Source organism: Bradyrhizobium sp. 27S5, from assembly GCF_037217225.1.
Taxonomy (GTDB): domain Bacteria; phylum Pseudomonadota; class Alphaproteobacteria; order Rhizobiales; family Xanthobacteraceae; genus Bradyrhizobium; species Bradyrhizobium septentrionale.
Window position 1 is genome coordinate 5,175,636 of sequence record NZ_CP147714.1, and the last position, 11,852, is coordinate 5,187,487.

At 64.8% G+C, this 11,852-nt stretch carries 10 protein-coding genes; 7 read left to right on the forward strand and 3 right to left on the reverse strand.

What is annotated here, in order from left to right:
• Positions 1 to 35: 35 nt before the first annotated feature.
• Both WDM24_RS24315 and WDM24_RS24320 read right to left on the reverse strand, forming a co-directional pair.
• Positions 36 to 566, reverse strand: a complete 531-nt coding sequence (locus WDM24_RS24315) for a hypothetical protein (RefSeq protein WP_338827317.1) — start codon at positions 564 to 566, stop codon at positions 36 to 38.
• Between the two features lie 291 nt (positions 567 to 857).
• Complete coding sequence (locus tag WDM24_RS24320) at positions 858 to 1,352, reverse strand: ArsI/CadI family heavy metal resistance metalloenzyme (RefSeq protein WP_338827318.1); 495 nt, start codon at positions 1,350 to 1,352, stop codon at positions 858 to 860.
• 93 nt (positions 1,353 to 1,445) lie between these two features.
• Between WDM24_RS24320 and WDM24_RS24325 the strand changes: the two genes are divergently transcribed.
• The 5 genes from WDM24_RS24325 (at position 1,446) to WDM24_RS24345 (ending at position 8,647) form a co-directional block, all read left to right on the forward strand.
• Complete coding sequence (locus tag WDM24_RS24325) at positions 1,446 to 1,673, forward strand: hypothetical protein (RefSeq protein WP_338832438.1); 228 nt, start codon at positions 1,446 to 1,448, stop codon at positions 1,671 to 1,673.
• Positions 1,674 to 1,747: 74 nt separating this feature from the next.
• Positions 1,748 to 2,116 (forward strand): hypothetical protein, encoded by a 369-nt coding sequence (locus WDM24_RS24330; protein ID WP_338827319.1) that lies wholly within the window; start codon positions 1,748 to 1,750, stop codon positions 2,114 to 2,116.
• A 113-nt stretch (positions 2,117 to 2,229) separates the two neighbouring features.
• Positions 2,230 to 3,450, forward strand: coding sequence for an efflux RND transporter periplasmic adaptor subunit (locus tag WDM24_RS24335; RefSeq protein WP_338827321.1), 1,221 nt, complete (start codon positions 2,230 to 2,232; stop codon positions 3,448 to 3,450).
• The gene (locus WDM24_RS24340) at positions 3,443 to 6,667 is read left to right on the forward strand and encodes a CusA/CzcA family heavy metal efflux RND transporter (protein ID WP_338827322.1); all 3,225 of its coding nucleotides are present in this window, start codon (positions 3,443 to 3,445) and stop codon (positions 6,665 to 6,667) included. Before WDM24_RS24335 ends, WDM24_RS24340 begins: the two co-directional genes overlap by 8 nt.
• A 138-nt stretch (positions 6,668 to 6,805) precedes the next feature.
• Complete coding sequence (locus WDM24_RS24345; RefSeq protein WP_338689565.1) at positions 6,806 to 8,647, forward strand: nucleotide pyrophosphatase/phosphodiesterase family protein; 1,842 nt, start codon at positions 6,806 to 6,808, stop codon at positions 8,645 to 8,647.
• A 42-nt stretch (positions 8,648 to 8,689) separates the two neighbouring features.
• On the opposite strand, the gene WDM24_RS24350 is transcribed toward WDM24_RS24345, so the two are convergent.
• Entirely contained in the window at positions 8,690 to 9,271 is a 582-nt protein-coding gene (locus tag WDM24_RS24350) for a hypothetical protein (protein ID WP_338689567.1), read from the reverse strand.
• Between the two features lie 387 nt (positions 9,272 to 9,658).
• Between WDM24_RS24350 and WDM24_RS24355 the strand changes: the two genes are divergently transcribed.
• Positions 9,659 to 10,318: a peroxiredoxin gene (locus WDM24_RS24355; protein ID WP_338689569.1), complete on the forward strand. Its 660-nt coding sequence runs from the start codon at positions 9,659 to 9,661 to the stop codon at positions 10,316 to 10,318.
• 21 nt (positions 10,319 to 10,339) lie between these two features.
• A complete protein-coding gene (locus WDM24_RS24360) occupies positions 10,340 to 11,803 on the forward strand; it encodes a deoxyribodipyrimidine photo-lyase (RefSeq protein WP_338827323.1) in 1,464 nt (487 codons plus the stop codon).
• Positions 11,804 to 11,852: the final 49 nt, after the last annotated feature.

The window sequence follows — 11,852 nt, forward strand, 5'->3', positions numbered from 1 at the left end:
GGTTAAGACGAACGCGGACCAGAGGCGATCCACCGTCAGGAGACAGCTCCGGACGCCGCGCCGGCCTCCTTCAGGCTGCACTCGATCAGCGCGCCCTCGATGGTGAATTTCGAGAACGGTGAATATGGCGTCGCGACCTTGAGCGCAGCGAAGAATTGCGAATCGCCCGGGCTCTTCAGAAGAAAGCGGATATGGGTGGCCGACAGCGCATCCCTCGACAGCCAGACGACACCCGAGAACAGCGCCACGAGCATCTGCCCGTAACTGCCGGAATCGGTGAGGCCGAGATCATAGATCGGAGAGACGTTGACGAACCGCGCGCTGAGCGCCGGCCCGGTATACTTGCTCATCAAGAGACGTCTCACCTGGCAGACCGCATGGACGCGCTCGCCGTCGGTCAGGTGATACAGCCCCTGGCTGTCGCCCTCTCTCGACGCCAGCGCCTCGAAAGCGGTGATGCCTCCGATGGTGGAAAAATCCTCACCGACGCCTTCAGCGTCCTTCTTCCATTGTGCCTTGATGTGACGCCAGGACCGCTCGGGATCCTTGAGTGGCAGAAGCCGCATGGTTGACCGGCGGTTAGCGCGGGGGGCAGTTGACCGCGGGATATTATGTAGCAGGCATTAAGCCTTTGCTTACAGCGGTAACGTGGTGCGTCAGCGCCCGCGAGGCGCCTCAAACCGCGTTCATACGAAGATCGGCTACAATCTACGACCGCATTCAAGCGGCGATAGCCGGCAGGCCGATTCCACCACCGCCGATTGCAGCGGGCTCCGAAGTCCCATCCGATGGCCCGACGGAATTGCCCATTACCGACGAACGCGTCGACGCAATTCATCGACAAGTATGGTTCTGCTTCAGGACCGGCAGCAGTTCGATGCCTCTGAAGGGACGATCTGGGGCTGCGGCGCGCAGCACGCGCTTTGTGTCTCGCCCGGCTTCTCGTGCGCGACGCGCGCAGTTCGCTCGCCGGTGCCGTCGCCATAGACGATGCTCTCGCCCGTCGTATGGAACGTCTCCCACGCGATCCCGGCGGGATCGTCGATCCACGACTTCTCCGACTTGGCATAGCAGCACACTGTCTGGCCCTGCTCGATGACCTCGCCGCCTGCCTTGCGCAGCCGTCCATAGACCTCGCCGAGCTCTTCCGCGCTCTCCACCTGAATACCGAGGTGATCGAGGCCCGGCTCGCGGCCGCGGCTCGAGATCGCGAAGTTGACGCAGGGATCGTCGAGCATCCATTTGGCATAGTCTGACTTCACGACCGTAGGCCCAGCCCCGAACAGTGCCGAGTAGAAGCCGATCGATTGCGGAATGTCCTTGACGGCGACGTGAACATGCATGCGCTTCATGGGGGCAGTCCTTTCAGGCGGCGACGCTGAATGGATATTCCACCTCAGGCATGCTCAGATATCAACATCGATATAGCGAGGTTCACCTGCGCGATGGATGCGCTCACGCTGTTCGGATTGTTCGCGGTGACCATGATGCTCGTCTGCTATGCGGCGGAAGATCGCAGCCCCTGGTTCATCCTGGCCTTCGCGGTCTCCTGCGCGCTCGGCTCGGCCTACGGCTTCCTGCAGGGCGCCTGGCCGTTCGGCCTGGTCGAAGCGATCTGGGCTATCGTCGCGGCGCGCCGCTGGCTGATGCGCCGAACCGCAGATAGCGTGTAACGTTATAGTATCCACGGCCAATCTGTCGCGGGTTCGAACTTGAATGCGCGCAGTCACAGCGCTAATGAGGGCTCATGGCCGCTTCGCGCACCATGATTCAGTTTTCCCTTCACGCAACGGGAACGCGCCGCTGGCGCAGCCTGCTTGCGGGACTGATTTCGCTTGCGCTGGTGCTGTCGTTCTTCCACGGCTGGACCTTCGACGGCGATGACGATGCAGCTCCCGGCTTCCCGATCGCACAGTCGATCAACGACACCGGCGGCAAGGCTCCCGCGCATCCGGCTTCACTGCACGGCGACCACTGCCTGACGCACTTCGCCTCGGTGGCTCCGCAGGAGACGGCGTTCCCCATCGCCTATGCACCGAATAGCTATGGCGACAGCAGCATCCGCCAGCCCGCATCGGCCGACCGCCTCTCTCCATTCAAACCACCCCGCGCCTGATCCGGTCGACATGACCGGCCGTGCGCCGCCGCCATCAGGCAGCGGGCACGCTTCCGCACAAATCGATGTCGCGACAGCGCAGGGCCACCGGCATGCGCTGCGGAGAGGCGCATATGAAACGGGTTGTTGTATTTTTCGCTGGCGTCGCCGCCGGCATCGCACTGGTCGTTGTGGCGGCCGGATGGATCGGCTGGCCGGTCAAGTTCCCGGCGACGACGCGGCAGACTGCGGCGACACACACGAAGACCGAGGCGAGCCATGAGGCTCCCGGACATATCGAGCTGAGCGAAGACCAGATTCGCGACGCCGGCATCACCTTCGCGCAAGCCGGTGGCGGCATGCTGAAGCGGCATTTCCTCGCGCCGGGATCGCTGATCCCCGATGCCGACCATATCGGCCGCGTCTCGGTGCGTGTGCTCGCGACGGTCACCGAATTGCGCAAGCGTCTCGGCGACGTCGTCGAGAAGGGCGAGATCGTCGCCGCGATCGAAAGTCGCGAGGTGGCCGACGCCAAGAGCGAATACCTCGCCGCGCGGCTCACCAACGATCTGCAGCAGACCCTCTATGCGAGGCAGAAGACGCTGGTCGAGACCCGTATCGTGTCGGAGAACGAGTTCCTGCGCACACGGCTGACCGCAAACGACGCCCAGATCAAGCTCGACGGCGCGCGCCAGAAGCTGCTTGCGCTGGGTCTGTCGGAAAGCGAGATCGCCGACCTGCCCAACCAGCCCCCGGAGAGCCTGCGGACCCAGTTCCTGCGCGCGCCGATCAGTGGCCGCGTCTCCGAACGGCGCGTCGACCTCGGCGGACTGATCGGGCGCGAGGGGCAGGAAAGCGAGCTCTACGTCATCGTCAATCTCGACGACATCTGGGTCGATCTGGCGGTTTCGCCCGAAGACATCAACGCAGTCCGCGAAGGCGTCTCGGTGAAGATCCGCGCCATCGGCACCGAGGATGAAGCCAGCGCCGGCGTGATCTTCGTCAGCCCCCTGCTCGACCGCGAGACCCGCAACGCCCGCGTGATCGCGACCATGCCCAACAGGGATCACCGCTGGAAACCAGGCACGTTCGTCACCGCGGAGGTCCCGCTGTCGGGCGCGCCATCAACCGTGATCGTCCCGAAGAAGGCGATCCAGACCATCAAGGGGACGCCGACCGTGTTCGTGCGCGATGCCGACGGCTTCGAGGCGAGGTCCGTGCGGACCGGCCGTGAAGACGACGACGATATCGAGATCGTCGCCGGCCTCGCTGCGGGCGAAACCATCGCCGTGCAGAACACCTTCACGCTGAAGGCCGAAATCGAGAAGGACGAGGCGGAGCACGGCAATGATTGAGCGCATCATCGGCCTTGCGATCCAGCGGCGCTGGGTCGTCGTCACGCTCACCGCGGTCCTGATGTTCCTCGGCGGTCTCGCGTTGACCAAATTGCCGATCGACGCGGTGCCCGACATCACCAACAAGCAGGTCCAGATCAACACCGTCGCACCAGCGCTGTCGCCGGCGGAAATCGAGAAGCAGATCACCTTCCCGATCGAGACCGCATTGGCGGGCGCGCCGGGACTCGAGAGCACGCGCTCGCTCTCCCGCAACGGCTTCTCGCAGATCACGGCAGTGTTCAGCGAAGCCACCGACATCTATTTCGCCCGCCAGCAGGTCGGCGAACGCCTGACCGAAGTCCGCGCGCGCCTGCCGCAAGGCATTGAGCCCAGGATCGGCCCGACCTCGACCGGCCTTGGCGAAATCTACATGTGGACCGTGCATTTCTCCGGACAACCTGTGCAGACCGACGGCGCGCCGGGCCTGCAAAGCGACGGCCGCTTCCTCACGGCCGATGGCCAGATGCTGCAAAGCGAGGTCGAGAAGGACGCCTATCTGCGCACGGTGCAGGACTGGATCATCAAGCCGCAGATCAAGATGGTGCCGGGTGTCGCCGGCGTGGATTCGATCGGCGGGTACCTCAAGCAGTACCAGGTCCATCCCGATGCGGCGAAGCTGATCGCGCTCGGCCTCACCTTTGCCGACGTCGCCAAGGCGATCGAGAGCAACAATGTCAGCCGCGGCGCGCGCTATATCGAGCGCAATGGTGAAGGCATCGTGGTGCGGTCCGGCGGGCGGCTCGAAGCCATCGAGGAACTCGGCGCCGTCGTCGTCACCACCCGCGGCGGCGTCCCGGTCCGGATCCGCGACCTCGCGACGCTTTCGATCGGCGGCGAGACGCGCACCGGCAGCGCCAGCGAGAACGGCCGCGAGGTCGTGGTCGGCACCGCGCTGATGCTGATCGGCGCCAACAGCCGCACCGTATCGGCCGCGGTCGACGCCAAACTGCGCACAATCACCCCATCCTTGCCGGCGGGTATCGAGGTCAAGACGGTACTCGATCGCACCCAGCTGGTCGATGCGACCATCGGCACCGTGGCACGCAACCTCTCCGAAGGCGCGCTGCTCGTGATCGCGGTGTTGTTCATGCTGCTCGGCAATTTCCGGGCGGCGCTGATCACCGCGCTGGTGATCCCGATCGCGATGCTGATGACGGCCATCGGCATGTGGCAGGGGCGCATCAGCGCCAATCTGATGAGCCTCGGTGCACTCGATTTCGGCCTGATCGTCGACGGTGCCGTCATCATCACCGAGAACAGCCTGCGTCACCTCGCCGAGAAGCAGCACGCGCTCGGCCGCGTGCTGACGCGCGACGAGCGGCTGGCGACGGTGCACGCCTCCGCGGTCGAAATGGTCCAGCCGAGCCTCTACGGCCAGGCCATCATCCTGCTGGTCTATGTCCCGCTGCTCACCTTCACCGGCGTCGAAGGCAAGATGTTCGAGCCGATGGCGCTGACCGTGATCCTCGCACTTGCCGCGGCCTTCGTGCTGTCGCTGACGCTGGTTCCCGCGCTGATCGCGATCGGCATCACCGGCCGCGTGCAGGAGAAGGAAAACTGGCTCGTTGCGGCACTGAAGCGCTGGTACAGCCCGTTGTTGCACCGAGCGATCGCAACGCCGGTCCCCATCATCGCGGTAGCGGTCGTGCTGTTCGCGGCCGCCCTGTTCGGGTTCTTCCGCCTCGGCCAGGAGTTCATCCCCTCGCTCGACGAGAAGAATATTGCCATGCACGCGCTCAGAATTCCGAGCACGGCGCTGTCGCAGTCGCAGTCGATGCAGCTCTCGGTCGAGAAGGCCGTCAGCCGCTTTCCGCAGGTGTCGTTCGTCTTCTCCAAGACCGGCACCGCCGAGGTGGCGAGCGATCCGATGCCGCCAAACGCATCCGACACTTTCATCATCCTGAAGCCGCGCGCAGAGTGGCCGGATCCATCGTTGACCAAGGAGCAATTGATCGGGGACATCTCGAAGGCGGTCGGCCGGCTGCCGGGGAACGTCTATGAGTTCACTCAGCCGATCCAGATGCGCTTCAACGAGCTGCTCGCCGGCGTGCGCGGCGATATCGCAGTCAAGGTGTTCGGCGACGAGTTCGAGCCGATGCAGAAGGCCGCCAACCAGGTTGCGGCGGCGCTACGGAGCGTGCGCGGCGCGACCGACGTCAAGGTCGAGCAGACGAGCGGCCTCCCCATCCTCGAGATCAAGGTCGACAAGGCGGCGATCGCCCGGCGCGGTTTGAGCGTCTCCGCTGTGCACGACGTGATCGGTGCCGCGGTCGGCGGCCAGGATGCCGGCGTCGTGTACGAGGGCGATCGCAGCTTCGACATCGTGGTGCGATTGCCGGAGAGCGTGCGCTCCGATCTGGAAGCATTGAGCAATTTGCCGGTCGCGTTGCCAAAGGCAACGCCGAACTCACCTGTGCAGAGCCTGCCGCTCAACCGCGTCGCGCAGTTCTCCTTCACCGAAGGGCCGAACCAGATCAGCCGCGAAAACGGCAAGCGCCGCATCGTGGTGACGGCCAATGTCCGCGGCCGCGATCTCGGCTCGGTGGTCGAGGAAGCCCAGGCCAGTGTCGCGCAATCGGTGAAGCTGCCGCCGGGGTACTGGATGACCTGGGGCGGCCAGTCGGAAAATCTCGCGGCAGCGCGCCAGCGCCTTGCCGTCGTGGTGCCGGCCTGCTTTGCGATGATCTTCCTGTTGCTGCTGGCCGCGATGGGCTCGGCGCGCGATGCGCTCTTGGTGTTCAGCGCGGTGCCGCTGGCGCTGACCGGCGGCATCGCGGCGCTGTGGCTCCGCGACATGCCGTTCTCGATCTCGGCGGCGGTCGGCTTCATCGCGCTCTCAGGCGTTGCGGTGCTGAACGGGCTGGTGATGCTGAGCTTCGTCAGGCAGTTGCGCGAGCGCGGCGTGCCGTTGCGGGAGGCCATCGAGCAAGGCGCCCTCACCCGCTTCCGGCCCGTCGTGATGACCGCGCTGGTGGCCTCGCTCGGCTTCGTGCCGATGGCCTTCGCCACCGGAACCGGCGCCGAGGTGCAGAAGCCGCTCGCCACCGTCGTGATCGGCGGGCTGATCAGCGCAACCCTGTTGACGCTTGCCGTGCTGCCTGCGCTCTATGCACGGTACGGACATGCCGGCAGTGCTGCGCACAATGAGCGAGCCGCGATTCAGCCCGCGGAATGACGGTGTGTTGACCGGCCGTCGCCAGGAAAAATCCGCCAGTTGCAGCGCTGAACAAGCGCTGTAACATCTCTGTCATATGGCAAAACTAAACGAAGGCGGCGGCGGGCTGCCGCGGGGCTTCATTTGGGGGAATAAAGAATGCGTCGAGCCATTACGTTACTGTCCGCGAGCATGATCGCGCTTTCAGCGGGCGCCGCCTCGGCGCAGAACGCCAAGCCCCGCAACCTCATCCTGTTCGTTCCGGACGGCCTGCGCGGCGGCATCGTGACGCCGGAGACGGCACCGACGATGGCCGAGATCCGCGACAAGGGCGTCAACTTCAAGAACTCGCATTCGCTGTTTCCGACCTTCACGATGGCGAACAGCTCGGCGCTCTCGACCGGGCATTATCTCGGCGACACCGGCACCTTCTCCAACACGATCTATACCGGCTACACCTCGGTGCCGGCCGGCGACACCGTGGTGCCGTTCATCGAGAACGACGCCGTGCTCGCCGATGTCGACGATCACTTCAATGGCGACTACCTCAACGAGGAGACGCTGTTGAAGATGGCCCGCGGCCAGGGCTTCAGCACCGCCGCCATCGGCAAGGTCGGCCCGACCCTGCTGTTCGACCACACCGATCGCGGCAAGAACACGATCGTGGTCGACGATTCCACCGGCGGCAAGACCGGCGTGCCGCTCTCCGACGAGGTGAAGGAGGCACTGACCAAGGCCGGCCTGCCGCTCGCCACCCCGAGCCGCGGCGATAACGCCAAGGCGGGCGACGCCAAGACGCCAGGCACGACGGTCGCCAACGTCGCCCAGCAGGCCTACATGGCCGATGTCGCGACCAAGGTCGTGCTGCCGATGTTCAAGGCGCGCAACAAGCCGTTCGTGCTGGTGTTCTGGTCGCGCGATCCGGACGGCAGCCAGCACAACACCGGCGACAGCCTCAACACCATCACCCCCGGCATCAATGGCCCGACCTCGATGGCCGGCATCAAGAATGCCGACAACAACCTCGCCCAGCTCCGCAAGGCGCTCGACGAGCTCGGGCTTTCCGCCAACACCAACATCATGGTCTCCTCCGACCACGGCTTCTCGACGATCTCGAAGGAGAGCAAGACCAGCCCCTCGGCCAAGATCGCCTTTGACGACACGCCGAAGGATTTCCTGCCGATGGGCTTTTTGGCGATCGATCTCGCCAAGGCGCTGAACCTGCCGCTGTTCGACCCCAACGACAAGAACGCCAAGGTCGCCGACAATGCCCATCCGAAGGCCGGCAACGGCGTGCTCGGCCAGGACCCGGCCAAGCCCGATGTCGTGATCGCGACCAATGGCGGCTCGGACCTGATCTATCTGCCGAACCGCGACAAGAAGCTCGCCGACCGCGTCATCAAGGCGCTGCTCGAGCAGGACTATGTCAGCGGCCTGTTTGTCGACGACAAGCTCGGCAACTTCCCGGGCACGCTGCCGATGTCGAACCTCAATCTGAAGGGCAAGGCGGTGACGCCGAACCCGTCGATCGTGGTCAACTTCCGCTCCTGGTCGAGCGGCTGCGCGATCCCGACCAATTGCTCGGTGCAGATCGCCGACACCGTGCTGCGCCAGGGCCAGGGCATGCATGGCAGCTTCAGCCGCGGCGACACCTTCAACTTCACCGCCGCGATCGGCCCCGACTTCAAGGCGGGCTATGTCGATCCGCTGCCGGTCAGCAATGCCGATGTCGGCATGACCGCGGCGCAGCTGCTCGGCCTGCGCGCGCCGAACAATGGCGGGCTGATCGGCCGGGTGATGTCGGAAGCGCTGCCGAACGGCATCGTGCCTAAGATGGCCGAGGGCACCCTGATGTCGAAGAAGCCTTCGGCCAACGGCCTGCGTACCGTGCTGAAATTCCAGCGCGTGCTCTCGACCCGCTATTTCGACGTCGCCGGGTTCCCGGGGCGGACGCTCGGGCTCGAGGAGACCGGCGGCAAACAGAAAACGGCGGGGAAGTAATCCCCGCCGCTCTCGTCAAGATCAGTCACTCGGGATGATGGCCTACATCATCCCGATGTCGAACACGTTGGGCAGCTGGGCTGCGAGCGGCAGCGCGGCGGCGCCGACCAGCGTCGCCACCATCGCCGCCAGCGCACGGCCGGTGCGGCGCTGGCCACGCATCTGGCCCGCGATCCATTCCAATACCTTGGTGTCGATCTTGGCGCCTTGGGTCGGCGCCCAGCGATCGATCTCGGTGTCGGGCGACAGCGCGACCGTGCGGGGCGGCACCGGCAGGCCGGACTCCGAGGCGGCATGATGGGCGATCGCCTTGGCGAGCAGATCGTCGAACCTGCCGTCATCGCTGCGCTCGGCGGCGGCCTCGTTGATCGAAAACAGCGCCTCGATCTCGGCCCGGCTGACCGGCTGATGCTCGACCGCGGCCGCCGTCAGGATGCGCGCGCACCAGGCTGCGTCATCGGCGTCGAGTGAGCGGGAGAAATGGATACGGCCCTTGGTGGTCGGGCCTTCGCCGGTGATCACGCCGTCGCGCACGATGGTCAGCGCATGGGCAGCGGTCTTGCGGCAGGATGGATGCAACGCACCGCTGAGAGCCTCAGCGGTCTTGGTACTTGGGGCAGACATTGTGGGAGCTTTCAATTCCTATCTCAGGCCAGCTTTTCCATGCGGGCGTAAACGAGTGGTTAATGATTCGAAACTTGCGTTCCGAGATTTTTAGATGGTTGCCATTTGGTCGCTTTGGAAGCTTTCGCGGTTCAGTCCTATAGCAGCCGGGGCCGGCGTGATGACGGCGATAAGCGGCTTTATCTGGGCATTTCCAAGCTTTTGTGCCGCATCTGATATTTCGCCGCAGGGATATCGATCAAAACAAGTTGCTTGGAATTCCCCCGCTATGAGAACAATCTCACCTTTTTCATGAACCGGTTCACTTAAGCCTTGTTCCGTCCTATACTGGAACAGACGACCTCAGATACGAATTATCCCGCAACATCAATGAGATGAGGTAAGATCATGACACTTCCGATTGGCGCGACCGCTCCCGACTTCGAGGCCCAGACCACCGAGGGCAAGATCAAGTTCCATGACTGGATCGGCAACAGCTGGGCCCTGCTGTTCTCCCATCCGAAGGACTTCACCCCGGTCTGCACGACCGAACTCGGCGCGCTGGCCAAGCTGAAACCGGAATTTGACAAGCGCGGCATTAAGCTGATCGGCCTGTCGGTCGATCCCGCGGATCGCCACGCCAAATGGGCCGAGGACATCCTGGAGACGCAGGGCGCCGCCCCGAACTATCCGCTGATCGCCGACACCGACTTCAACGTCTCCAAGCTTTACGAGATGCTGCCGGCTTCGACGTCCGGCGATCCCCTCACCCGCACGCCGGCGGACAATCAGACGGTTCGCAACGTCTTCATCATCGGCCCCGACAAGAAGATCAAGCTGGTGCTGGTCTATCCGATGACCACCGGCCGGAACTTCCAGGAGATCCTGCGCGTCATCGACTCGCTGCAACTCACCGCCAAGCATCGGGTCGCCACGCCTGCCGATTGGAAGCAGGGCGAGGACGTGATCATCGCGGGCTCGGTGACCAACGACGAGGCCAAGACGATCTATCCGCAGGGCTGGAAGGAGCCGAAGCCCTATATCCGCATCGTGCCGCAGCCGAAGTAACGGCAGATACGCATCCTCCGGGTGGCCCGCGCGCAGCCTGTTATCGTCTGGTTCCGCGACGATCTGAGGCTGTCGGATCACCCGGCCCTGCACGAAGCCGCCGGCCGCGGCGTGCCCGTGGTTGGCCTCTATGTCCGCGACCAACAAAGCGCTGCCTTGAAACCTCCAGCCGCGCGCCCCCTCGGGGGCGCGACGCGCTGGTGGTTGGCGCAATCGCTGCGCGCGCTCGGCAAGGGCCTCGAGGCGATCGGCGGAACGCTGGTGCTGCGCACCGGACCGGCAGCGTCCGTGATCGCCACGCTGACGCGCGAAACCAATGCAAGCGCCGTGTTCTGGAATGACGTCGCGCAGGCGCCGCATCAAGCTGTCACCGCCGACGTTGAGTCCGCGCTGGCAAGTGACGGAAGAGACTCGCAGAATTTCCCTGGCGACCTGCTCGTTGAACCCAAGGCCATCCGCAACAAGGATAACCGGGGGCTGCGCGTCTTCACGCCATTCTGGCGTCGTGTGCAGGGGCTTGGCGATCCGCCAAAGCCGTTGCCGGCGCCGAAGAAGCTCACATCGATCGGCGGCATTGCCAGCGAAGCCCTCGACGACTGGGGCCTCGAGCCTGTCAGGCCCGATTGGGCCGGCGGCCTGCGCGAGAACTGGACGCCCGGCGAAGCCGCGGCGCAGGCGCGGCTGAAGGCGTTCCTCGACGATCGCGTCCGCGGCTACACCGACGACCGCGACCGGCCCGACCGCGACGGCACCTCGCGCCTGTCGCCGCATCTGCGCTTCGGCGAGATCAGCCCGCGCCAGCTCTGGCACGCCGCCCGTTTCGCCGCCGCCAAGCACCCACGTCTGGCCGGCGGTATCGACAAATTCCTCAGCGAACTCGGCTGGCGCGAGTTCTGCCGTCACCTGCTGTTCGACGTCCCCGACCTGGCCGAGCGGAATCTGCAGCAACAGTTCGACGCCTTTCCGTGGAAGCGCGACGCCCGCGCGCTGAAGGCCTGGCAGCGCGGCCTCACCGGCTATCCAATCGTCGATGCCGGCATGCGCGAGCTCTGGCACACCGGCGTGATGCACAACCGGGTGCGGATGGTGGTCGCTTCCTTCCTGGTGAAGCACCTTTTGATCGACTGGCGCGCCGGCGAACAATGGTTTTGGGACACGCTGGTCGATGCCGATGCCGGCTCCAATCCGGCGAACTGGCAATGGGTCGCCGGCTCCGGCGCCGATGCCGCGCCCTATTTCCGCGTCTTCAATCCGATCCTGCAGGGCGAGAAGTTCGATCCCGACGGCACCTATGTACGGCGCTGGGTCCCGGAGCTTGCGCAATTGCCCAACAAGCTGATCCATCAGCCCTGGACCGCGACGCCGATCGAACTCGCCGGCGCCCGCGTCGACCTCGGCAAGAGCTATCCGCGGCCGATCGTCGATCACAAGCAGGGCCGCGAACGTGCGCTTGCGGCCTACGCGAAGATTCGCGGCAAGGATTAGAGCGTTTTCGAGCGAAGTGGATACCGGTTCGCGTGAAGGAAACCCGTCA

Excerpts from the sequence above, each read along its gene's own strand:
- WDM24_RS24320 (WP_338827318.1), bottom strand. The coding sequence starts at position 1,352 with ATGAAGCGCATGCATGTTCACGTCGCCGTCAAGGACATTCCGCAATCG.
- WDM24_RS24325 (WP_338832438.1), top strand. The coding sequence starts at position 1,446 with ATGGATGCGCTCACGCTGTTCGGATTGTTCGCGGTGACCATGATGCTC.
- WDM24_RS24345 (WP_338689565.1), top strand. The coding sequence starts at position 6,806 with ATGCGTCGAGCCATTACGTTACTGTCCGCGAGCATGATCGCGCTTTCA.
- WDM24_RS24355 (WP_338689569.1), top strand. The coding sequence starts at position 9,659 with ATGACACTTCCGATTGGCGCGACCGCTCCCGACTTCGAGGCCCAGACC.
- WDM24_RS24350 (WP_338689567.1), bottom strand. The coding sequence starts at position 9,271 with ATGTCTGCCCCAAGTACCAAGACCGCTGAGGCTCTCAGCGGTGCGTTG.
- WDM24_RS24315 (WP_338827317.1), bottom strand. The coding sequence starts at position 566 with ATGCGGCTTCTGCCACTCAAGGATCCCGAGCGGTCCTGGCGTCACATC.
- WDM24_RS24330 (WP_338827319.1), top strand. The coding sequence starts at position 1,748 with ATGGCCGCTTCGCGCACCATGATTCAGTTTTCCCTTCACGCAACGGGA.
- WDM24_RS24340 (WP_338827322.1), top strand. The coding sequence starts at position 3,443 with ATGATTGAGCGCATCATCGGCCTTGCGATCCAGCGGCGCTGGGTCGTC.
- WDM24_RS24335 (WP_338827321.1), top strand. The coding sequence starts at position 2,230 with ATGAAACGGGTTGTTGTATTTTTCGCTGGCGTCGCCGCCGGCATCGCA.